Origin of the sequence: Pseudomonas sp. AO-1 (assembly GCF_019775695.1) — a bacterium.
Taxonomy (GTDB): Bacteria; Pseudomonadota; Gammaproteobacteria; order Pseudomonadales; family Pseudomonadaceae; genus Aquipseudomonas; species Aquipseudomonas parakoreensis.
Window position 1 is genome coordinate 5421230 of sequence record NZ_CP079947.1, and the last position, 23567, is coordinate 5444796.

The window sequence follows — 23567 nt, forward strand, 5'->3', positions numbered from 1 at the left end:
GTCCTTGCAGGGTCTGCGCCGGTGCGACGACCGGCGAGATCTTTACATTTTTGGCATGCCGCCGCCGGGCAACATACCGCCCATGCCGCGCATCATTTTCGCCATACCGCCCTTGGCGGTGAATTTCTTCATCATCTTCTGCATCTGCTTGTGCTGCTTGATCAAGCGACCGATGTCCTGCACCTGGGTGCCGGAACCCATGGCGATCCGGCGCTTGCGCGAACCGCTGATCAGCTCAGGGTCGCGACGCTCGGCCGGGGTCATGGAGTTGATGATGGCTTCCATCTGTTTGAACTGCTTCTCTGCCGCGTTCTGGGCATTGCCCATTTGCGACAGGTTGACGCCGCCGATGCTCGGCAGTTTGTCCATCAGTCCGCCGAGGCCGCCCATGTTCTTCATCTGTTGCAGCTGATCGCGGAAGTCTTCGAGGTCGAAGCCCTTGCCCTTCTTCAGCTTCTTGGCCAGCTTGTCGGCCTTGTCCTTGTCGAGGGTCGCTTCAGCCTGTTCGATCAGGCTGAGCACGTCACCCATGCCGAGGATCCGCGAAGCGATACGCTCAGGGTGGAACGGATCGAGTGCTTCGCTCTTCTCGCCCATACCAATGAACTTGATCGGCTTGCCGGTGATCGCGCGTACCGACAGCGCCGCACCGCCTCGGGCATCGCCGTCGACCTTGGTCAGGATCACACCGGTCAGTGGCAGCGCATCACCGAAGGCCTTGGCCGTGTTGGCGGCGTCCTGACCGGTCATGGCGTCGACCACGAACAGGGTTTCGACCGGCTTGATCGCGGCATGCAGCGCCTTGATCTCGCCCATCATCTCTTCGTCGATGTGCAGACGACCGGCGGTGTCGACAATGACCACGTCGATGAATTTGAGTTTTGCTTCTTTAATAGCCGCGTTGGCGATGTCGACCGGCTTCTGGCTCAGATCGGACGGGAAGAACGTCACGCCGATGTCGTTGGCCAGGGTTTCCAGCTGCTTGATAGCCGCCGGGCGGTAGATGTCCGCCGACACGAGCATCACCGACTTCTTCTTGCGCTCTTTAAGGAAGCGCGCGAGTTTGCCGGCGGTGGTGGTTTTACCGGCACCCTGCAGACCGGCCATCAGAATGACGGCGGGCGGCACGGCGCTCAGGTTCAAGTCTTCGTTGGCCGCGCCCATCAGGCTTTCGAGTTCGGCCTGGACGATCTTCACGAAGGCCTGGCCCGGCGTCAGGCTGCGCGACACCTCGGTGCCGACAGCGCGCTCCTTGACCGAATTGACGAAGTCCTTGACCACCGGCAGGGCGACGTCGGCTTCGAGCAACGCCATGCGCACTTCGCGCAGGGTGTCTTTGATATTGTCTTCAGTCAGCTTCGCCTTGCCGGTGACATGGCGCAGCGTCTGCGAGAGACGGTCGGTTAAGTTTTCAAACATTGCGCGATCCTTTCAGGCCCTGTGTAGACCGGGATAATGGCGGCCCAGACCGGATTCAACATGTGCTCGGCGAGCCTGCGGCGTGGGCAGGTCGCGGATTATAGCGAAGACTGCGTCGGGCGGACACCTCGCACTTTCGTGGTGTGGCGGTTCTATGCCAAACTCAGCGCCTTTCGGGCCTGCCTAACAGGATTTATGCTCCCCTTGTCACCCAGTTTGCTGACTACCATCGCCGCCGCGCTTCTTTATGCCGCTGCGACCCTTTATCAGGGCACCCGCCTGGCCTCCGGCGCCAAGGCGAACAAGCGCCTGCTGGTTACGCTCGGCATCCTCGCCGTGCTCGCCCACAGCGCCAGCCTGCTCACTCACCTGCTGACGCCGATCGGCCTGGGCCTGGACTTCTTCAGCGCCGCCAGCCTGATCGCCGCGGCTGTCATCGCCCTGACGCTACTGGCCTGCTCGCGGATCCCGGTTGAAAACCTGCTGGCGCTGCTGTTCCCACTCGGCGCGGCCACGGTGTTGCTGGCGCAGTTCGCGCCGGCCGGCACGGTGCAGATCATCGACGAAGAGCCGGGCATCCTCGCCCACATCCTGCTGTCGATCCTCGCCTACGGCATGTTCACCATCGCGGTGTTCCAGGCCTTGTTGCTGCTGGTGCAGGATCACCAGCTCAAGCACAAGCACCCGTCGGGCCTGATCAAGAACTTCCCGCCGCTGCAAACCATGGAAAGCCTGTTGTTCGGCTTCCTCTGGGCCGGCTGGACGCTGCTGTCGCTGTCGCTGATCTCCGGCTGGCTGTTCGTCGAGAACCTGTTCGCCCAGCATCTGGTGCACAAGACCTTGCTGGCGTGCCTGGCGTGGGTGGTGTTCAGCGTGCTGCTGTGGGGCCGTAATCGCCTCGGCTGGCGCGGCCACAAGGCGATTCGCTGGACCCTCGCCGGTTTCTGCCTGCTGATGTTGGCGTATTTCGGCAGCAAACTGGTTCGTGAATACATCCTGCACATCTGACGGGCGGCATAAATGGACGGTTTGCCCATAGGGCCGATGCTCGCGGTATTTGTCCTGCTGATTTTATGGTCGGGACTCTTTACCGCCGTCGAAATCGCGCAGCAGCACTTGCTCGCGCAACGCACCGCCTCGCGCGCCAGCGATAAACCGCTGGCGAAGCTGAGCTTCCCGCTCGACAGTCTGATCCTGTGCAACACCCTATGCCGCGCCCTTGCGGTGGTCATTGCCACGCTGCTGGCAATCTTCCTTTGCGAAGAAAACGGCCCGTGGGCAGCCTGCCTCGGTGCCGCTGCCGTGTTGCTGGTGTTTGCCGATTACTTCCCACGCACCGTGGCCCAGCGCTATCCGGAGGCCGTGCTGTCCTTCGGCAATACCCTGCTGGCCGTTCCGCTGAAAATCCTTTACCCGCTGGCCTGGCTGCTGAGCCGCATCAGCGGTTTGCTGCTGCGTCCCTTCGCGCGCAAAACCCAAGTGGTGCAGCAAAGCGAAGACGAAGAACCTGCCGACCCGAACGACGACCCGGAACACCCGTCTCGCGCCCACCCGGTTTCCGGGATCCACGCGCTGGACAACATCACGGTCAACGACATTCTGGTGCCGCGCAGCGATGTCGACGGCATCAACCTCGACGACTCGATCGAGGAGATCATCGAACAACTGCGCCACAACAAACGCACGCGCCTGCCGGTGTTCCATAGCGACATCAACCAGGTCGAAGCGGTGCTCAACACCCGGCAAATCCGCCATCTGCTCAACGATGGCGAGCTGACCCGCGAAGCACTGCTGGCCGCCAGCTACGAACCGTACTTCGTTCCGGAAAGCACGCCGCTGCAACTGCAACTGCTCAATTTCCACAAACAGCAGCGCCGGCTGGGCATGGTGGTGGACGAATACGGCGAAGTGCTGGGCATCGTTACCCTGGAAGACATTCTCGAAGAAATCGTCGGCGAATTCGAAAGCGAGCACAGCCTCGACAACCCGCACATCCATCCGCAGCCCGACGGGCGCATGGTGATCGACGGCACCGCGTCGATCCGCGAGTTGAACAAATGCCTGGGCTGGCATTTGCCGAGCGACGGGCCGAAAACCCTCAACGGCCTGGTGACCGAGGCGCTGGAAACCATTCCGGACAGCGCGGTGTGTCTGAAGATCGGGCGTTATCGGCTGGAGATTCTCGAGACCGAGGACAACCGGGTGAGCAAGGTGTTGATCTGGCATACGAGCGCGGTGCCTGCTTTGGTGCCGGCCAGATAAAAGATCAAAAGATCGCAGCCTTCGGCAGCTCCTACATTTGGGAATGCGTTCCTCTGTACTCTGTAGGAGCTGCCGAAGGCTGCGATCTTTGCTCTTGTTCATTCGTTAGCCCCCTTCCTATAATCGAGCCGCTTACCCAAGCGCTGCCGAGCCCTGTGCTTACCCCGCACTAAAGCGGTTTTGGCCATTTTCCGCACTACCCCGACGACTGTTCCTACTCGAAACAGCGCTCGCGTCTCATCCCACATCCCTGGGTGTTCAACCATAATAATTCGCTCCAACGGAGCCATGACTGTCAGGGATCACCGCATGACGACCAGTATCGCTTACAGCGCCACCGCGCCTGCCCAGCCGACCAACTCCGCCACCCGCGTGGCAACGGCGAGCTTCATCGGCACCGCCATCGAGTTTTACGACTTCTATGTCTACGCCACCGCCGCTGCACTGGTGATCGGACCGGTGTTCTTTCCACAGACGTCCGGCACCGCGCAAATGCTCTCGGCGTTTCTCACTTTCGGTATCGCCTTCCTCGCCCGACCGCTGGGTTCGGCGCTGTTCGGCCACTTCGGTGACCGCATCGGGCGCAAATCGACGCTGGTCGCCTCGCTGTTGCTGATGGGCGTGTGCACCACGCTGATCGGCGTGCTGCCGGGTTACGACAGCATTGGCGCCTGGGCACCGATTCTGTTGTGCGTGCTGCGTTTCGGTCAGGGGTTGGGCCTGGGCGGCGAATGGGGTGGCGCGGCGTTGCTGGCCACCGAGAATGCGCCGAAGGGTAAGCGGGCGTGGTTCGGCATGTTCCCGCAACTGGGGCCTTCGATCGGTTTTCTCGCGGCCAATGGGTTGTTCCTGACCCTGGCCATGACCCTCAATGACGAGCAGTTCCGCAGTTGGGGCTGGCGGATTCCGTTTCTGCTCAGCGCAGTGCTGGTGATGGTCGGTCTGTATGTACGCCTCAAGCTTCACGAAACGCCGGTGTTCGCCAACGCGATTGCCCGTCAGGAGCGAGTGAAAGTGCCGCTGGTCGAGCTGTTCAGCCAATACTGGGCGCCAACCCTGCTCGGCGCGGCGGCGATGGTGGTGTGTTATGCGCTGTTTTACATCTCGACGGTGTTTTCCCTGAGCTACGGCGTGTCCACCCTCGGCTACAGCCGTGAGACGTTTCTTGGACTGCTGTGTTTTGCCGTGCTGTTCATGGCGGCGGCTACACCGTTGTCCGCCTGGGCCAGCGATCGTTACGGGCGCAAACCGGTGCTGATCGTCGGCGGTGTGCTGGCGATCCTGTCCGGATTCCTGATGGAGCCGTTGCTGACGCAGGGCTCGACCTGGGGCGTGGCGCTGTTCCTGTGCATCGAGCTGTTCCTGATGGGCGTGACGTTTGCCCCGATGGGCGCGCTGCTGCCGGAACTGTTTCCGACCCACGTGCGCTATACCGGCGCATCGGCGGCCTACAATCTGGGCGGCATCGTCGGCGCCTCGGCGGCACCGTTCTTTGCGCAGAAACTGGTGGCGATGGGCGGTTTGAGTTATGTCGGCGGGTATGTGTCGGCGGCAGCGGTGCTCAGCCTGATTGCGGTGCTGTGCCTGAAGGAAACGCGTGGCAACGATCTGAATCAGGTTGCCTGATAGATCGCTATCGCGGGCAAGCCCGCTCCCACAGGGTTTTCGGTTGATCACAAATTTTGTGCACAACCAAAAAACCTGTGGGAGCGAGCTTGCTCGCGAATGCCGCGCCTCGGTTTACAGCTCTACAACAACAGCCTGAGCCGCACGGGTCGCCTTGGCACGAGCCGCCTCAATCGACTCATCCCGCGCCAACGCCACGCCCATCCGGCGCTGACCGTTGACTTCAGGCTTGCCGAACAGCCGCAGTGCGGTATCCGGCTCGCTCAGCGCTGCGCCAAGGTTGGCGAACGCGGTCTGGGTCGACTGCCCTTCCACCAGAATCACCGCCGAAGCGGATGGGCCGAACTGACGGATCAGCGGCACCGGCAGACCGAGAATGGCGCGCGCGTGCAGGGCGAACTGCGACAGGTCCTGAGAAATCAGGGTCACCAGACCGGTGTCGTGCGGGCGCGGCGAGACTTCGCTGAACCACACCTGATCACCCTTGATGAACAACTCGACGCCGAACAGCCCGCGACCACCCAAGGCCTCGGTCACGGCTTTGGCCACGCGCTCGGACTCAGCCAAGGCAATCGGGCTCATGGCCTGCGGCTGCCAGGACTCCTGATAGTCGCCCTTTTCCTGACGGTGACCGACCGGTGCGCAGAACGTGGTGCCGCCGATGTGGCGCACGGTCAGCAGGGTGATTTCGTAGTCGAAATCGATGAAGCCTTCGATGATCACCCGACCTTTGCCGGCGCGACCGCCTTCTTGCGCGTACTCCCAGGCTTTCTGCACGTCATCGGCGCTGCGCAGCAGGCTCTGGCCTTTGCCCGACGAGCTCATGACCGGTTTGACCACACACGGGAAGCCCAGATCCTGCACGGCTTTGCTGTAGTCCTCGAAGGTGTCGGCAAAGTGGTACGGCGAGGTCGGCAGGTCCAGCTCTTCAGCGGCCAGGCGACGGATGCCTTCGCGGTTCATGGTCAATTGCGCGGCGCGGGCGGTCGGGATCACGGTGAAGCCTTCGGCTTCCAGCTCGACCAGCGTGGCGGTGGCGATGGCTTCGATCTCCGGCACGATGAAGTGCGGCTTCTCGGCTTCGATGACTGCACGCAGCGCGGCGCCGTCGAGCATGTTGATCACGTGGCTGCGGTGCGCCACCTGCATGGCCGGCGCGTTGGCGTAACGGTCGACGGCAATCACTTCAACGCCCAGGCGTTGCAGCTCGATCACCACTTCCTTGCCCAACTCACCACAGCCACACAGCAATACGCGGGTCGCGGTCGGCGACAATGGAGTTCCGATACGGGTCATCTCAGGTCCTCAAAGAAGCGGATCATCGAGGAAAGCAACGCCAGACGCGCTTTCCATGGGGAGAAAGCGCGGCATTTTACATGAACCGCAGGGTTTGGCTCAGCTGGCGACAGCCTGTTTGCGCTCGCGCCAGGCCATGATCAGCCAGACGGCAGTAACACCTGCGAACTTCGAGGCCAATGCCGTGATGATCACCGGTGGCGTCATCAGGTCGATCATGCCGAAAAAGATGAAGGTATCGAGGGGAATGCTCAGCGCCGAACTGATCCACAGGCGGTCGCGCAGCGGTCGTTTGGTGATGCTGAAGACCAGCCAGTCGATGCATTCGGAGATCGCGAACGCCGTGGCGCTGGCCAGGGCGATGGAAGGATCCGAGGTGACGTAGGACAACACCAGCGCCACCAGCATCGCCACGATGGCACCGTGACCGAAACGGGTTTGCACCATGTCGCGCAACACGAACACCAATCCGCCCCAGGCCGACCAGATGATGTCCAGGTGTGGTGCGGTGGAGAAAGCGAAGTTGATCAGCACGACGCTGCTGATGTAGGCGATGAGGAAAATCATGCTGGCGACCTGGGAAATTGGCGCACAGGTTACTTCAGGCAAAGCAGAAGCAAAAGATCGCAGCCTGCGGCAGCTCCTACATGGGAATGCGATCTTCCTGTAGGAGCTGCCGAAGGCTGCGATCTTTTGATCTTCGCTACTTGTTTGGGGTCGCCGGGATCATCCACACCAACCCACTGGCCTTCGCCCGCTCATGACACAAGCCGAGCACCACCCGCCGCTCGTCGTTGGTCATGCGCCCCCAGCGGGTGATCTCCGCGACCGTGCGCTGGCAGCCGGTGCAGATATCGTCCTCATCCAGCGCACAGATATTCACGCACGGCGAGGCAACCGGTCTTTCGGGCGTGTTCATGCTTCCTGCTCGACCAGATCACGCGCATAGCGCTGGGAATTGTGCACATAGTGCGCGGCACTGGCTTCGAGCATTTTCTTCTGTGGCTCGGTCAGTTCACGCACGACCTTGCCCGGAGACCCCATCACCAGCGAGCCATCGGGGATTTCCTTGCCTTCGCCGATCAGCGAATTGGCGCCGATGATGCAGTTCTTGCCGATTTTCGCGCCGTTGAGGATCACCGCGTTGATGCCAATCAGGCTGTAGTCGCCAACGGTGCAGCCATGCAGCATGGCGTTATGGCCGATGGTCACGCCGGTGCCGATGGTCAGCGGATAGCCCATGTCGGTGTGCATCACCGTGCCATCCTGGACGTTGCTGTTCTTGCCGATCAGGATCAGCTCGTTGTCGCCGCGCAGCACGGCGTTGAACCAGACGTTGGCGCCTTCTTCCAGCTTGACCTTGCCCACCAGCACGGCATTGGGTGCAACCCAGCTCTGTGGATGGGTCTCGACGCGGGCGTCGCCCAGGCGGTATTTCATCTTGTTTTCCTCAGGGCTCACGATGACGGGCCATTCGAGCGATGGCTTCAGGTGTTGATATAGCTTTTGGGCGGGTGATGCAGGCTGATCTGTTCGTCATAGAGCAGATTGATCAGCTCGACAATCATGATAGCGGTCAATCCCCAGATCTTGAATTCGCCGTAACGATAACTCGGCACGTACCAGCTGCGGCCCTGATAATCGATACGATGCGTATGCTCACGCGGGTCTTTGCGGAAGAACTCCAACGGCACGTTGAAGACGGCAGCGATCTCGGCATCGTTGGCCTGGTATTCGACAAAGTCCGGAATCACCCCGACATACGGCGTGACCTTGATGCCATGCAGGGAGATCAGCGGGCTGAGCGGGCCGATGACTTCGACCAGCCCCGGTGGCAGGCCGATTTCTTCTTCGGCTTCGCGTAAGGCGGTGAAAATCAGGTCGGGGTCTTCGGGGTCGCGGCGACCGCCGGGAAAGGCCACTTCGCCGCCATGGGTCGAGAGGCCGCTGGCCCGCAGGGTCAGCACCAGCTCGGGCTCGTCACTGCGGGTGATCGGCACCAGAACAGCGGCCTCGGGGAAACGTTTATCGGTCTCCAGCGTGCGCGGTGTGTGGTTGCTTACCCTATGCAGTAGCTCGTCCAGCATGAGTGTTCTCGATCTGTGCCTTACCCTGCATCATGCACCAATCATTGCAGCCGCCCAAGCCCTTCGCCGGGCCATGTCGCGAAACGACAACTTGCCGACCGACACCGCTGCACGCCAAGATAGGCGCAGCATTCAGGAACCCCAGCATGAAATTTTGCAGCCAGTGCGGCAACCCGGTGACCCAGCGCATTCCCGAAGGCGACTCGCGACTGCGATTTGTCTGTGACAGCTGTCAGACCATTCACTATCAAAACCCCAATATCGTCGCCGGTTGTGTCGCGACCTGGGGTCGCCAGGTGCTGCTCTGCCGCCGCGCCATCGAGCCACGCCTGGGTTACTGGACGCTGCCCGCCGGCTTCATGGAAAACGGCGAGACCATCGAACAGGCCGCGATCCGCGAAACCGCCGAGGAAGCCTGCGCCCGAGTGCGCAATCTGAGCATCTATACCCTGATCGATGTGCCGCACATCAGCCAGGTGCATGTGTTCTTTCGCGCCGAACTGGCCGACCTGGACTTCGCGGCCGGCCCCGAAAGCCTCGAAGTGCAACTATTCGACGAAGCCGACATTCCCTGGGACGAGCTGGCTTTCCGCACCGTGGGGCGTACCTTAGAATGTTTCTTCGCTGATCGCCGCGCCGAAAACTACCCGGTTCGCTCCGAATCGATTCCGCCGCTGGCTCAGCCTGCCATTAGCTGACTCAAAAAATCCAAAGATCAAAAGATCAAAAGATCGCAGCCTTCGGCAGCTCCTACACTTAACGTTGCGTCACTCTTTGGGGAATTGTTTCAATGCGCTGGTTGTTTGCTCTGTTTTGCCTGTCATTCGTCTCAGTCTCCCAAGCGTCCTTCGTGACCACCGTGACGCCGTCGAACACCCCGCTGATCGAAAAAATCCTGGTGCTCAAATCGGCGCATCAACTGCAGTTGATCGCCGACGGCAAGCCGATCAAGACCTATCGGATTTCCCTGGGCAAGGGCGCGAAAAAAGGTCCGAAACTGATTGAAGGCGACAAACGCACGCCGGAAGGTTTTTATTGGATCGACTGGCGCAAGGTCAGCGAGAAATTCAACCTGGCGATGCACATCTCCTACCCGAACATCAGCGACTCGGCCCGCGCCCGCCGCGAAGGCGTCGAGCCTGGCGGGATGATCATGATTCACGGCACGCCGGATTCGGAAGAAACCCCCGAAGACCTGTTCCACACCCTGGACTGGACCGACGGCTGCATCGCCATGCGCAACATGGACATGCGTGAAGTCTGGGGTCTGGTGCCGGACGGCACGATGATCGAGATTCGCCCTTAACGACTGACCACTGGTCACCTGAAAAAAATAAATCAAAAGATCGCAGCCTGCGGCAGCGCCTACAGGGTTGATACCACTTCCCACTGTAGGAGCTGCCGCAGGCTGCGATCTTTTGTTTTTTACAGCCCACCCATAATACCACTTCAAACCACAACCCCCGAAACCCGCCATTTCATTGGGCTAAACGCCATTTCCCCGCGTTGACATGGTATTCAAGTGGTATTAATTTCCGCCCCACAAGCGAGGAACAACAATCCTATACTCGCGTCGGAAATGACCTACATGAACGACCTTCAGGCCCTACGCCCAGATGACTCCCAGCCGACGCCGCTGTACCTGCAGCTGGCGCGCAATCTGGAATCGGCGATCCATTCCGGGCAATGGAAGGCCGAGCAGGCCATGCCCTCCGAGCGCAACCTCAGCGAGCAACTGGGGATCTCCCGGGTCACCGCGCGCAAGGCGCTGGAAGTGCTGCTCGATCAAGGTCTGATCCGCCGTCTGCAAGGTTCCGGCACCTTCATCACCCCACGTCTGGAACAACCGCTGTCACGCCTCTCGGGCTTCAGCGAAATGCTCCGCCTCAAGGGTTTCGTCCCCAGCTCGCAGTGGCTGGAACGCGAAATCACCCTGCCGACTCACGAAGAACTGATCCGCCTGAGCCTGTCGCCGAACGACAAGGTGGCGCGCATGAAACGCCTGCGCAAGGCCGATGACACGGTGATGGCCATCGAGATGAGCACCCTGCCCGCCTCGATCATGCCAAAGCCGCACCTGGTCGGCGATTCGCTCTACGAATACCTCGACGGCATCGGCAAACCGATCGTCCGCGCCCTGCAGCACATCCAGGCGATCAACGCCTCGGACGAGTTCGCCGCGCTGGTCGGCATCGCCCCCGGCACCGCCATGCTGCTGATGACCCGGGTCGGCTATCTGGAAGACAACACGCCGATCGAAGTCACCGACACCTATTGCCGCAACGACTACTACGACTTTGTTGCAGAGCTTCGCCGCTGACCGGCAGCCAGGCCAAACGAGAGAAGCAAAATGTCCGAAGACAACATCCTCACCGCCAGCGGCTGGGTTCGCGGCCGGCTGATTCACGAACACGGCAAAGTCGTGTCGATCGAAGGCGTACCCTGCGATCCGGCCGACAATGACCTGCCGTACCTGCTGCCGGGTTTCATCGACCTGCACGTCCACGGCGGTGGTGGTAAAGACATCATGGAAGGCGCCAGCGCCTTCGAAACCATCACCAAAACCCACGTGCGCTTCGGCACCACTTCACTGCTGGCCACCACCATGACCGCGCCGAGTGCCGAGATTTCCAGCGTGCTGAAAGAAGTCGGCGAGTTCTGCGAACAGCGTCCGCAAGGCGCCGCCCGCGTCCTTGGTGTGCACCTGGAAGGCCCGTACATCAACCCCGGCAAACTCGGCGCGCAACCGAATTTCGCCCACACCGCGTTGATGGTCGAAGTCGAGCAATACCTCGCGCTGGCGCCGATCCGGGTGATCACCATCGCTCCGGAAATCGCCGGCCACGACGGGTTGATTCGTGAACTGAGCAGCCGCGGCATCCGCATGCAGATCGGCCACACCCTCGGCAGCTACGAGGAAGGCGTCGCCGCCCTCGATGCCGGCGCGACCAGTTTCACCCATTTGTACAACGCCATGAGCCCGCTGCATCACCGCGAGCCGGGCATCGTCGGCGCCGCGTTGGCCCACGCCAAATTCGCCGAGCTGATCCCGGACTTGTTGCACGTGCACCCCGGCGCGATCCGCGTGGCCCTGCGTGCGATCCCGTGCCTGTACTGTGTCACCGATTCAACCGCCGCAGCCGGCATGCCCGACGGTGAATACAAGCTCGGCAGCCACACCGTGACCAAATGCCTGGGCGGCGTGCGCCTGCCCGACGGCACGCTGGCCGGCAGCACCCTGACCATGGATCAGGCCCTGCGCAACCTGGTGAAGATCGGATTGCCGATCGCCGAGGCCTCGCAGCGCCTGTCGCAATTTCCCGCCGACTACCTCGGCATCACCGAACGCGGGCGCCTCGAACCGGGCGCCTGGGTCGACTGCGTGCGGCTGGATCGCTCACTCACACTGACCGCCGTCATGGTCGAAGGAGAAGACATTGACTTCAAAAATGCTTGAAGAGGCGCTGTCCTCGTTCGAGGCCGTGCAAGCCCAACTGCAACAGCTCGACCCGCAGATGATCGAGATCGCCGGGCGCCTGCGCCGTCAGCCGCCGCAAGTGGCGATGACCGTCGCGCGCGGCAGCTCCGACCACGCGGCGAGCTACTTCGCCTACCTGACCATGCAGCAACTGGGGGTACCGGTGGCGTCGTTGCCGATGTCGGTGGTGACCATGCAGCAGGCGCCGTTGAAGGTCAGCGGTCAGGTCGCGTTCGCGTTCTCGCAATCGGGGCAAAGCCCGGATCTGGTCAACAGCCTGCGTCTGCTGCGCAAGCGTGGCGCGCTGAGCGTGTCGATGGTCAACGCCGCCGATTCGCCACTGGAAGCGGCGTGTGAATTCAGCCTGCCGTTGCTCGCCGGTATCGAAAGCAGTGTCGCCGCGACCAAGAGTTTCATCGCCACCCTGAGCGCCAGCGCCCGTCTGATCGCGCACTGGAAAGAAGACAGCGAACTGCTGGAAGCGCACAACGCCCTACCCGAAGGCCTGCGCGACGCGGCGCAACAGGACTGGAGCGCGGCCATCGATGCCTTGCGAGATTGCGAACGGCTGATGGTCATCGGCCGTGGCGCCGGTTTTGCCATCGCCCAAGAGGCCGCGCTGAAATTCAAGGAAACCTCGGCCATTCAGGCCGAAGCGTTCAGCAGTGCCGAAGTCCGTCACGGCCCGATGGCACTGATCGACGAGCATTACCCGCTACTGGTGTTCGCCCCACGCGGTGCCGAACAGGCCGGTCTGATCAGCCTCGCGTCAGAGATGCGTCAACGCGGTGCCCGCGTGCTGCTGGCCGCGCCGGACGACATTCTCGAACGCGACCTGACCCTGAGCCGCGCCGAACACCCGGCCCTCGACCCGATTCTGGCGATCCAGAGCTTCTACGTGATGGCCGCCGGCCTGGCCGTGGCTCGCGGCATGGACCCGGATCAGCCGCGTCACCTGAGCAAAGTGACCCGTACGCACTGACCACTGTTTAGGCATGTAACCCGTGTAGGAGCTGCCGAAGGCTGCGATCTTTTGATTTTGACGTTCAAAAAAACAAGATCAAAAGATCGCAGCCTGCGGCAGCTCCTACAGGGGAAAGCGAAATTACTGATGAGACCGAGCCATGCACAACAACAATAAAGAGCTGACCCTCAGCGCCCCGCTCAGCGGCCCGGTGCTCACGCTCGCCAAAGTCCCGGACGCGGTGTTCGCCAGTGGCGCGATGGGCGACGGTATCGCCATCGACCCGTTGAATGACACCCTGTACTCGCCCTGTGCCGGGGAGATCATCCACGTCGCCCGCACCGGCCACGCGCTGACCGTGCGCGCCGACAACGGCGCGGAAATCCTCCTGCATCTTGGCCTGGACACTGTCGAACTGAACGGCGAAGGCTTCTCGATGCTGGTCAAGCAAGGCACGCGGGTCGACAAGGGCCAACCGTTGTTGCGCTACGACCTGGACAAGGTCGGCCAACAGTGCAAAAGCCTGGTCAGCCTGTTGATCCTGACCAACAGCCAGGACTTCCAGGTGCGCCCGATCACGCTCAAAGCGGTGAAGGTCGGCGAGCCGCTGCTGCACATCATTGCCCGCACCAGTACGGCGGCGAATGCTGAAGTGCTGGGTGGGCCAGCGGTGCAGGGGCTGGTCTTGGTGGCACATCGCGGCGGCTTGCATGCGCGCCCGGCCGCGCTAATTCGCCAGACCGCACAAGGTTTCAAGAGCCAGTCGCAACTGCACTTCGCCGGCCAATCGGCGCCGTGCAACAGCCTGATCGGGCTAATGGGCCTGGCCATCGGCGAGCAGGATGAGGTGCAGGTCAGCTGTCAGGGACCGGACGCCGAAGCCGCGCTGCAAGCTTTGCTCAATGCACTGGCGACCGCCCTGCCCGATGATCATCACGCCGCTGCGCCGGCCAGCGCCACACCGCGCAAACGCCCAGCCGAGGCGGGCGTGCTGCAAGGGGTGTGTGCCGCACCTGGACTGGTTGGCGGGCCGTTGTTTCGCCTGAACGCGATCAGCCTGCCGGCAGATGTCGGCAAGCATGATCCGCAGGTGCAACAGCAGGTGCTGGAGTCGGCGCTGCATCAGGTTCGCGGCGAAATCAACGCCACGCTCACCCAAGCAAAAAAGCACAAGAACATCGATGAAGAAGCGATCTTCGCCGCGCACCTGGCCCTGCTCGAAGACCCGGCCCTGCTCGACGCCGCGCAGCATTCCATCGATCAAGGCACAGCGGCGACTCACGCCTGGAGCCAGTCGATCGATGTGCAATGCGAAGTGCTGCAACACACCGGCAGCGCGCTGCTGGCCGAACGTGCCAACGACCTGCGCGACCTCAAGCAACGGGTGCTGCGCGCCGTGCTCGGCGAAGCCTGGCATTACGACGTGCCGGCCGGCGCCATCGTTGCTGCGCATGAATTGACGCCGTCGGATCTGCTGCAACTCAGCGCGCAGGGTGTCGCGGGATTGTGCATGGCCGAAGGCGGCGCGACCTCGCATGTGGCGATTCTGGCGCGCGGCAAAGGCCTGCCGTGCCTGGTTGCACTGGGCGCCGCTTTACTCGATCAAGCACAAGGTCAGTCGGTGGTGCTGGATGCCGATGGCGGTCGCCTCGAACTGAAGCCAAATGCCGAGCGTCTGGCCGAAGTGCAGCAGGCGCAAATCGAGCGTCAGCAACGCCGCGATGCGCAACAGAAAAAGGCCCATCTGCCCGCCGAAACCCGCAATGGCGTGGTCATCGAAGTGGTCGCCAATGTTGCCTCCAGCCATGAAGCGGCGGACGCCTTTGCCAACGGCGCCGATGGCGTCGGCCTGTTACGCACCGAGTTTCTGTTCGTCGACCGGCAAACCGCGCCGGACGTCGAAGAGCAGCGCTTTGCCTATCAAGCGGTGCTCGATGCCATGGGTGAACATTCGGTGATTATTCGCACCATCGACGTCGGCGGCGACAAGCAACTCGACTACCTGCCGCTGCCTGCCGAAGCCAACCCGGTACTCGGCTTGCGTGGCATTCGTCTGGCTCAGGCCCGTCCGGAAATCCTCGATCAGCAACTGCGCGCACTGCTGCAAGTCAGCCCGTTGCAGCGTTGCCGGATCCTGCTGCCGATGGTTACCGAAGTCGATGAACTGCTGCAGATCCGTCAGCGCGTCGATGCGCTGTGCCTGGAACTGGGCATCAGCCAGCGCCCGGAAATCGGCGTGATGATTGAAGTCCCCGCGGCTGCCTTGCAGGCCGAACAACTGGCCGAACATGCCGACTTCCTGTCGATCGGCACCAACGATCTGTCGCAATACACCCTGGCCATGGACCGCGACCACGCCGGCCTCGCCGCCCGGGTCGATGCCTTGCACCCGGCGCTGCTGCGGCTGATCGCCATGACCTGCGCAGGTGCGGCGGCGCACAAACGCTGGGTCGGCGTCTGCGGCGCCCTCGCCTCCGATCCACTGGCGACGCCGGTGCTGATCGGCCTCGGCGTGACCGAGTTGTCGGTGAGCCCGGTGCAGATCGGTGAAATCAAGGATCGCGTGCGCCAGTTGCACGAGGCCGAATGCCAACGCCTCAGCCTTGACCTGTTGAAACTCAACAGCGCCGCTGCGGTTCGTCACGCCTGCCACCAGCATTGGCCTCTGCACTAACAACAAGCTCTCTATAAAGAGCAGGGAGAACCACCATGTACCAACTCTTCATCGAAGGCCTGCAACGCCTCGGCCGCGCGCTGATGCTGCCGATCGCGATCCTGCCGATTGCCGGCCTGCTGCTGCGTCTGGGTGACACCGACCTTTTGAACATCGCGATCATCCACGATGCCGGGCAAGTGATCTTCGCCAACCTGGCAATGATCTTCGCCATCGGCATCGCTGTCGGTTTCGCCAAGGACAACAACGGCACCGCAGGCCTGGCCGGGGTGATCGGTTACCTGGTGATGATCTCCACCCTCAAGGTGCTCGACCCAAGCATCAACATGGGCATGCTCGCCGGGATCGTCAGCGGCCTGATGGCCGGCGCGCTGTACAACCGCTTCAAGGACATCAAGCTGCCGGAGTACCTGGCGTTCTTCGGCGGCCGGCGCTTCGTGCCGATCGTCACCGGGTTCGCAGCCGTCGGGCTGGGCGTGGTGTTCGGCTACATCTGGCCGCCGATCCAGCACGGCATCAATGCCTTCGGCGCGCTGATGATGGAAAGCGGCAGCATTGGCGCGTTCGTCTTCGGCGTGTTCAACCGCCTGCTGATCGTCACCGGCCTGCACCACATCCTCAACAACATGGCGTGGTTCGTGTTCGGCAACTTCACCGATCCGACCACCGGTGCACTGGTCACCGGCGACCTGTCACGCTACTTCGCCGGCGATCCAAAGGGCGGCCAGTTCATGACCGGCATGTTCCCGATGATGATCTTCGGCCTGCCCGCCGCATGCCTGGCGATGTACCGCAACGCCCTGCCAGAGCGGCGCAAGGTCATGGGCGGGATCTTCCTGTCGATGGCGCTGACCTCGTTTTTGACCGGGGTAACCGAGCCCATCGAATTCGCCTTCATGTTCCTCGCCCCGCTGCTGTATCTGCTGCATGCGCTGCTGACCGGCCTGTCGATGGCGATCACCAATGCGCTGAACATTCACCTGGGTTTCACCTTCTCCGGCGGCTTCATCGACATGGTGCTGGGTTGGGGGCGCTCGACCAATGGCTGGCTGGTTATTCCGGTCGGACTGGCGTATGCCGTGGTGTATTACGCGGTGTTTGATTTCTGTATTCGTCGCTTCAATTTGAAGACGCCGGGGCGTGAGGATGTGGCCGCCACCGAGAAGTCAGTGCTCACGGAAAACGAACGTGCCGCTGCGTACATCAAGGCCTTGGGCGGTGCCGAGAATCTGCTTACCGTGGGCGCCTGCACGACTCGTCTGCGACTGGAAATGGTCGATCGCAACAAGGCATCCGATGCGGATTTGAAAGCGCTGGGCGCGATGGCCGTGGTACGCCCGGGCAAGGGCGGCAGCTTGCAGGTGGTGGTTGGGCCATTGGCCGACAGCATCGCCGACGAAATCCGCCTCGCGATGCCAGCGCTGGGGCGTGCGTTGGTGGCTACGCCTACGGTGGTGGTCGAGGAATCGAAAGCTGCATTCGTCGCTGCACCGGAAGCCCAGCAATGGCTGACAGCACTGGGTGGTAGCGAGAATGTGCTGCAGCTGGACTGCATCGCCCTGACCCGCATTCGCCTGCAACTGGCCGATGGTAAAGCGCTTTCCGAGGCTCAGTTGAAAGAGCTGGGTTGCCAGGGTGTAAGCCCGTTGGAAGGTGGGGTCTGGCACTTGTTGATTGGCGAGAAAGCCGCGAGTTTGAGTGGGGCGATTGAGGCGTTGGTTAATCGCAGTGAGGTCAGCGCCAAAGTCTGACCCCACACATCACCCATGTAGGAGCTGCCGCAGGCTGCGATCTTTTGATTTTGCTTTTTACAATCATAATCAAAGATCAAAAGATCGCAGCCTCGTTTCACTCGACAGCTCCTACATGGAAGCTATCTTTCCCAAGAATCAGGTCGCCATCGCTGACGAGCCAGGCTCCCACAGGTTGGGCAAAGTTCTCAAAATCGTACACGACGTTGTGGAAGCAAGCCTACTGGCGATCAACGATGTCGCGTTGTCAGGTTTGTGGATCGACCCGGTCCAGCGCGCGGTTTACCGCCAGTTCGGCGAGCATGACGATTTGCTGGATCGCCAGTGCGTTGCTGCGTTGCAGGCCGCTGAGTTCGCTGGCGAAGTTGCTGGCCATGGCACTGGCGCAGGCCAACGATTCGTAGGCGTGGGCTAGCAGGGTTTCGGTGTCGATGCTGGGGTTGACCAGGAACATTGTGCTGGGCTGATGCGCCTGAGCGGGTTGCTGGGTGAAGTAGAAATCGACAGCGCGCTTGATGGCTTCACGGTCTTTCGTCAGGTCTTCGACGCGGATGGCGTCGACGGGTGGTGCTGTGGTTTTGTGGGGTGGGTCGGGGATCAGTTTGTCCATCGAACAAGTCCTTTTAAGTGTCGTAGCCACTTGCTCCCGATCTCACTCGGAGAAGAGGTGGCAGCCATGTACGGAGTGAGATTACCGGTAAGGACCCCAAATCCGGCCGGACCGAAGTCCGCCCGTACATAGCCGCCATAAGGAATTGCTGACAGCGAAAGCTGGCCGCAATTATGGGGGCACTTGTCTGGGGATCCAAATCGGGTATCTCACCTCCCGGTCGCTGAATTGGCAGCGACAGACGAAGCCTAGAGACCGGACGTCCGAGGGACAACCTGAAAATCTTGTGGGAAGGTTCTGGTAATTCCACACACTCTTAAACACAAAACATCTCGTGTAGGAGCTGCCGAAGGCTGCGATCTTTTGATCTGCCCTTTGACTGTAAAAAACCAAAGTCAAAAGATCGCAGCCTTCGGCAGCTCCTACAGAGGGGAGATGCACCAGATAGAAAATGGTCGGCTGTCAGGCCGCCATCGCTGGCAAGCCAGCTCCCACAATGGATTGGGGTATTCATTTGGAGAACGGTTGGCTGGCAGGGCGCCTTCGCGAGCAGGCTCGCTCCCACAGGGAAATTGAGTGACTTCAGTGGGAGATTGGTCGGCTGTCAGGCCGCCATCGCTGACAAGCCAGCTCCCATATTTTTAACTTGTGAACACCGCCATGCGGCGAAGCCGCCCCACTCCAGGATGAGCGCAAGCTCGGCTGTGGCTTTTGATCTTGATCCACGGGCGACGTCGGAAGGCTGAGTGGAGGGATTGATCCGGGGGTGGGAGCGCAGCGACCGTTTGGCGCAGCCAAACACAGCGAGAGGAGGTGCAGCGAAGCAAACCGTAGGCGCTGCGCCCGGATCGAGCCCGCAGCGAAGGGACCCCGAGCCCCAGCGAGCGGGCCGAACGCAGGAGCAAGCGTTTTTTTGCTTACTTTTTTAGGCGTTTGTAAAAAAAGCGAGTCGCCGTAAGGGCGAAACCGCCAGCCGCCGCACCCGAAGCAACGGATACTCACTCAATCAGACAGAGCATGGTCGCCTATAAGGGCGCCATCGCTGGCAAGCCAGCTCCCACAATGAAACGCATTCACCCCTCAAATCGCAGGCAACAAAAAACCCGCAGACAATCACTCATCTGCGGGTTTCCCATTCCAGCGGAAAGAAGATCAGAAATCCTCCAGCCGCCACACTTCATAAGCCGGCGTCTCGTAAGGGTGACTCAACTTCAAAGCCGCCACCACCTCACGAATCAGCTCATCACAAACCACAAGCTCAACCTTCCATTCCTCGACCCGCTCAACCTGCCCCGCCTCACCAATGAACGGCTGACTGCCGTCCAACGGTCGAAACTGGCCAGACCCAAGCACCTGCCAAGCACAGTGGTCATAGTCCCCGATCCGCCCACCACCGGCAGCGAATACAGCGTCCTTGACCACCTCGACATGACTATCGGGAACAAAAAACCCGAGCTTGTACACAGGCCTCAGTTCACCCAGACGCGCGCGTTACGGAACATGCGCATCCAAGGAGCATCCTCGGTCCAGTCTTCCGAACGCCATGAGTTCTGCACCGCGCGGAACACCCGCTCCGGGTGCGGCATCATGATCGTCACACGACCGTCGCGGCTGGTGAGACCGGTAATCCCGCGTGGCGAACCGTTCGGGTTGGCCGGGTAGGCTTCGGTGACCTTACCGTGGTTGTCGACGAAACGCATCGCCACGCAACCGGACAGATCGGCTTCCAGCAGGGCTTCTTCGCTGGAGAACTCGGCATGGCCTTCACCGTGCGCGATGGCGATCGGCATGCGTGAACCGGCCATGCCCTGCAAGAAGATCGAGTTCGATTCCTGGATCTGCACCATCGCCACGCGCGCTTCGAACTGCTCGGAGCGGTTGCGCACGAAGTGCGGCCAGAACTCGCTGCCCGGGATCAGCTCGTGCAGGTTGGACATCATCTGGCAACCGTTGCACACGCCGAGGGTGAAGCTGTCGTTACGTTCGAAGAAGCCCTGGAACGCATCGCGGGCACGGCTGTTGAACAGTGCCGACTTGGCCCAACCTTCACCGGCGCCGAGGACGTCGCCGTAGGAGAAACCACCGCAGGCCACCAGGCCTTTGAACTCGTTCAGGTCGACACGGCCAGCGAGAATATCGCTCATATGCACGTCGATCGCGTTGAAACCGGCGCGGTCGAACGCGGCGGCCATTTCCACCTGACCGTTGACGCCCTGCTCACGCAGCACGGCAACCTGTGGGCGGATGCCTTTCTTGATGTAAGGCGCGGCGATGTCCTGGTTGACATCGTAGCTCAGCTTGACGCTCAGGCCCGGGTTGTCTTCTTCCAGCAGCGCATCGAACTCTTGCTCGGCGCAGTCGGCGTTGTCGCGCAGACGCTGGATCTGGTAGCTGGTCTCGGCCCACTGACGTTGCAGCAGACGGCGCTGGCCTTCGAACACCGTGTCACCGTTGAAGGTGATGTTGATCTGGCCGTTGTTGATCGGCTGACCGATCACCGACACGCAGTCGCCCAGACCGGCCGCGCTGAATTGCGCGAGGATGTCCGGGGTGGCGTCCTGACGAACCTGGATCACCGCACCCAGTTCTTCGTTGAACAGGATCGCGGCGATTTCTGCCGAATTTTCAGCAACGCTGTCCAGGTTCAGGCTCAGACCGCAGTGGCCGGCAAACGCCATTTCCACCACGGAGGTCAGCAGACCACCGTCGGAACGGTCGTGGTAAGCCAGCAGGTGACCGTCGGCGTTGAGGCCCTGGATCACCGCGAAGAAGGCCTTCAGGTCTTCGGCGTCATCGACGTCCGGTGCCTGCTTGCCGAGCTTGCCGTGAACCTGAGCGAGGATCGAGGCCCCCATGCGGTTCTGGCCTCGACCGAGGTCGATCAGGATCAGGTCGGTGGTGCCCTTGTCCATGCGCAGTTCCGGGGTCAGGGTCTGACGGATGTCAGCCACTGGGGCGAAACCGGTCACGATCAGCGACATCGGCGAGGTCACGGTTTTTTCTTCACCGTTGTCGTTCCAGCGGGTGGCCATGGACATCGAGTCCTTGCCGACCGGAATGGTGATGCCCAGCTCAGGGCACAGTTCCATGCCGACCGCTTTCACGGTGTCGTACAGACGCGCGTCTTCGCCCGGGTGGCCGGCAGCGGACATCCAGTTCGCCGACAGCTTGATGTCGGAAATCTTGTTGATGCGCGAAGCGGCAATGTTGGTCAGGGTTTCGCCGATAGCCATACGGCCCGACGCCGGAGCGTCCAGCAGCGCCAGCGGAGTGCGCTCGCCCATGGCCATCGCTTCACCGGTGTAGACGTCGAAACTGGTGGCGGTGACGGCGACGTCGGCCACCGGAACCTGCCATGGGCCAACCATCTGGTCACGGGCCACGAGGCCGGTGATGGTGCGGTCGCCGATGGTGATCAGGAAGCTTTTGCTCGCCACGGCCGGGTGATGCAGGACGCGCTCGATGGATTCGCTGATGTCCAGGTTCGACGGATCGAAGTCATCGCCCAGCTCGGCTTCGCGAACCACCGAACGGTGCATGCGCGGGGCCTTGCCCAGCAACACTTCCAGCGGCATGTCCACCGGGTTGTTGCCGAAGTGGCTGTCCGTCACGGTCAGTTGCGGCTCGGCAGTGGCTTCGCCGACCACGGCGAACGGGCAGCGCTCACGTTCGCAGATCGCCTTGAAGCGCTCGAAGTCGGCCGGGCCGACCGCCAGAACGTAACGTTCCTGAGATTCGTTGGACCAGATTTCGTGCGGGGCCATGCCCGGCTCGTCGTTTGGAATGTTGCGCAGTTCGAAACGGCCACCGCGGTCGCCGTCGTTGACCAGTTCCGGGAAGGCGTTGGATAGACCGCCCGCGCCCACGTCGTGGATGAAGCTGATCGGGTTCTTGTCGCCCAGCTGCCAGCAACGGTCGATGACTTCCTGGCAGCGACGTTCCATTTCAGGGTTTTCACGCTGTACGGAAGCGAAGTCGAGATCCGCCGAGCTGGTGCCGGTGGCCATCGAGGACGCAGCACCGCCGCCCAGACCGATGAGCATTGCCGGGCCGCCGAGCACGATCAGCTTGGAGCCGACCAGAATCTCGCCTTTCTTGACGTGTTCTTCGCGGATGTTGCCCATACCGCCCGCGAGCATGATCGGCTTGTGGTAACCGCGAACTTCGTCACCGTGCGGAGTAGTGATCGATTGTTCGAAGGTACGGAAGTAGCCGGTCAGGGCCGGACGACCGAATTCGTTGTTGAACGCGGCGCCGCCCAGCGGGCCTTCGATCATGATGTCCAGCGCGGTAACGATGCGCTCAGGCTTGCCGTACGGCACTTCCCACGGTTGTTCGAAGCCCGGGATCTGCAGGTTGGACACGGTGAAACCGGTCAGGCCGGCCTTTGGCTTCGCGCCACGGCCGGTGGCACCTTCGTCGCGGATCTCGCCACCGGAACCGGTGGAGGCGCCCGGGAACGGGGCGATCGCGGTCGGGTGGTTGTGGGTCTCGACCTTCATCAGGATGTGCACCGGCTCCTGCACCGCGCCGTACTGGCGGGTTTCCGGATCCGGGAAGAAGCGGCCGGCGACGTTGCCGACGATCACCGAAGCGTTGTCCTTATAAGCGGACAGCACGCCTTCGTTGTGCATCTGGTAGGTGTTCTTGATCATGCCGAACAGGCTTTTTTCCTGGCTCTCGCCGTCAATATCCCAACTGGCGTTGAAGATCTTGTGGCGGCAGTGCTCGGAGTTGGCCTGGGCGAACATCATCAGTTCGATGTCGTGCGGGTTGCGCTTGAGACCGTTGAAGGCGTTGACCAGATAGTCGATCTCGTCTTCGGCCAGGGCCAGGCCCAGTTCAGTGTTGGCTTTTTCCAGCGCGGCGCGGCCGCCACCGAGGATGTCGATCGCGGTCAGCGGTTTCGGCTCGGCGTGGCTGAACAGACCCGCGGCCTGTTCCAGATTGCCCAGGACGATCTGGGTCATGCGGTCATGCAGCACGTCGGCAATCTGTTGGGCTTCGGTGTCGCTGAACTGGCCGGCCACGTAGAACGCGATGCCGCGCTCCAGACGCTGAATCTTGCTCAGGCCGCAGTTGCGGGCGATGTCGCTGGCCTTGCTCGACCATGGCGAGATGGTGCCGAAACGCGGCAACACCAGGAACAGACGGCCGGTCGGCTCTTGTACCGGAACGCTTGGGCCGTACTTCAGAAGGCGCGCAAGCACCTGCTGTTCGTCGCAGGTCAGGACGCCGGTGACTTCGGCGAAGTGAGCGAATTCAGCATACAGGCCATTGACAGCTGGAACCTTCTGGCTCAGTTGCTCAAGGAGTTTGCTGTGGCGAAAGGCAGAAAGGGCAGGAGCGCCGCGCAGGATCAACATCTTCGGGACAGCCTCGGGAAGGGGTGTGCTTTGA

General features: G+C 61.6%; 19 protein-coding genes. 10 read left to right on the forward strand and 9 right to left on the reverse strand.

Annotated elements, in window-relative coordinates:
- Window positions 1-42: 42 nt before the first annotated feature.
- Entirely contained in the window at window positions 43-1419 is a 1377-nt protein-coding gene (gene ffh / locus KVQ82_RS24805) for a signal recognition particle protein (RefSeq protein WP_222016362.1), read from the reverse strand.
- A gap of 195 nt (window positions 1420-1614) precedes the next feature.
- On the opposite strand from ffh, the gene KVQ82_RS24810 reads away from it, so the two are divergent.
- From KVQ82_RS24810 to KVQ82_RS24820, 3 genes are all read left to right on the forward strand, one after another.
- Complete coding sequence (locus KVQ82_RS24810; RefSeq protein WP_222016364.1) at window positions 1615-2427, forward strand: inner membrane protein YpjD; 813 nt, start codon at window positions 1615-1617, stop codon at window positions 2425-2427.
- A gap of 12 nt (window positions 2428-2439) precedes the next feature.
- The gene (locus tag KVQ82_RS24815; protein WP_222016367.1) at window positions 2440-3681 is read left to right on the forward strand and encodes an HlyC/CorC family transporter; all 1242 of its coding nucleotides are present in this window, start codon (window positions 2440-2442) and stop codon (window positions 3679-3681) included.
- 309 nt (window positions 3682-3990) lie between these two features.
- Window positions 3991-5307, forward strand: coding sequence for an MFS transporter (locus tag KVQ82_RS24820; protein WP_222016369.1), 1317 nt, complete (start codon window positions 3991-3993; stop codon window positions 5305-5307).
- A gap of 114 nt (window positions 5308-5421) precedes the next feature.
- Here KVQ82_RS24820 and purT read toward each other — a convergent pair whose 3' ends face one another.
- The 5 genes from purT to KVQ82_RS24845 all read right to left on the reverse strand — a co-directional run bounded on the left by purT (window position 5422) and on the right by KVQ82_RS24845 (window position 8690).
- A complete protein-coding gene (gene purT / locus KVQ82_RS24825; protein ID WP_041063124.1) occupies window positions 5422-6603 on the reverse strand; it encodes a formate-dependent phosphoribosylglycinamide formyltransferase in 1182 nt (393 codons plus the stop codon).
- A 99-nt stretch (window positions 6604-6702) separates the two neighbouring features.
- Entirely contained in the window at window positions 6703-7170 is a 468-nt protein-coding gene (locus KVQ82_RS24830; protein ID WP_086792211.1) for a preQ0 transporter, read from the reverse strand.
- A gap of 136 nt (window positions 7171-7306) precedes the next feature.
- Complete coding sequence (locus KVQ82_RS24835; RefSeq protein ID WP_108181779.1) at window positions 7307-7522, reverse strand: DUF1289 domain-containing protein; 216 nt, start codon at window positions 7520-7522, stop codon at window positions 7307-7309.
- Entirely contained in the window at window positions 7519-8043 is a 525-nt protein-coding gene (locus KVQ82_RS24840) for a gamma carbonic anhydrase family protein (RefSeq protein ID WP_084321873.1), read from the reverse strand. Before KVQ82_RS24840 ends, KVQ82_RS24835 begins: the two co-directional genes overlap by 4 nt.
- A gap of 47 nt (window positions 8044-8090) precedes the next feature.
- Entirely contained in the window at window positions 8091-8690 is a 600-nt protein-coding gene (locus tag KVQ82_RS24845; RefSeq protein WP_007967803.1) for a CoA pyrophosphatase, read from the reverse strand.
- 146 nt (window positions 8691-8836) lie between these two features.
- Here KVQ82_RS24845 and KVQ82_RS24850 point away from each other — a divergent pair, with 146 nt between their 5' ends.
- The 7 genes from KVQ82_RS24850 (at window position 8837) to nagE (ending at window position 17557) form a co-directional block, all read left to right on the forward strand.
- Entirely contained in the window at window positions 8837-9388 is a 552-nt protein-coding gene (locus KVQ82_RS24850) for an NUDIX hydrolase (RefSeq protein WP_041063112.1), read from the forward strand.
- 92 nt (window positions 9389-9480) lie between these two features.
- Window positions 9481-9996: a murein L,D-transpeptidase family protein gene (locus tag KVQ82_RS24855; RefSeq protein WP_041063109.1), complete on the forward strand. Its 516-nt coding sequence runs from the start codon at window positions 9481-9483 to the stop codon at window positions 9994-9996.
- A 273-nt stretch (window positions 9997-10269) separates the two neighbouring features.
- On the forward strand, window positions 10270-11010 hold the full coding sequence (locus KVQ82_RS24860; RefSeq protein WP_161794889.1) for a GntR family transcriptional regulator: 741 nt from the start codon (window positions 10270-10272) through the stop codon (window positions 11008-11010).
- A 30-nt stretch (window positions 11011-11040) separates the two neighbouring features.
- Window positions 11041-12147, forward strand: a complete 1107-nt coding sequence (gene nagA / locus KVQ82_RS24865; protein WP_222016371.1) for an N-acetylglucosamine-6-phosphate deacetylase — start codon at window positions 11041-11043, stop codon at window positions 12145-12147.
- Window positions 12128-13150 carry an SIS domain-containing protein gene (locus KVQ82_RS24870; protein WP_222016373.1) on the forward strand — a complete coding sequence of 341 codons (1023 nt, stop codon included), beginning with the start codon at window positions 12128-12130 and terminating at the stop codon, window positions 13148-13150. The genes nagA and KVQ82_RS24870 overlap by 20 nt, the downstream gene beginning before the upstream one ends.
- 142 nt (window positions 13151-13292) lie before the next feature.
- A complete protein-coding gene (gene ptsP / locus KVQ82_RS24875) occupies window positions 13293-15806 on the forward strand; it encodes a phosphoenolpyruvate--protein phosphotransferase (protein ID WP_222016375.1) in 2514 nt (837 codons plus the stop codon).
- Window positions 15807-15841: 35 nt separating this feature from the next.
- The gene (nagE, locus tag KVQ82_RS24880) at window positions 15842-17557 is read left to right on the forward strand and encodes an N-acetylglucosamine-specific PTS transporter subunit IIBC (RefSeq protein ID WP_222016377.1); all 1716 of its coding nucleotides are present in this window, start codon (window positions 15842-15844) and stop codon (window positions 17555-17557) included.
- A 247-nt stretch (window positions 17558-17804) separates the two neighbouring features.
- Here the strand turns inward: nagE and KVQ82_RS24885 are convergent, their stop codons facing one another.
- The 3 genes from KVQ82_RS24885 to purL form a co-directional block, all read right to left on the reverse strand.
- Entirely contained in the window at window positions 17805-18167 is a 363-nt protein-coding gene (locus tag KVQ82_RS24885) for a DUF6124 family protein (protein WP_041063089.1), read from the reverse strand.
- Window positions 18168-19319: 1152 nt separating this feature from the next.
- Window positions 19320-19631, reverse strand: a complete 312-nt coding sequence (locus tag KVQ82_RS24890) for a YqfO family protein (protein WP_222016379.1) — start codon at window positions 19629-19631, stop codon at window positions 19320-19322.
- A 5-nt stretch (window positions 19632-19636) separates the two neighbouring features.
- Complete coding sequence (gene purL / locus KVQ82_RS24895) at window positions 19637-23533, reverse strand: phosphoribosylformylglycinamidine synthase (protein ID WP_222016381.1); 3897 nt, start codon at window positions 23531-23533, stop codon at window positions 19637-19639.
- Between the last annotated feature and the right edge of the window lie 34 nt (window positions 23534-23567).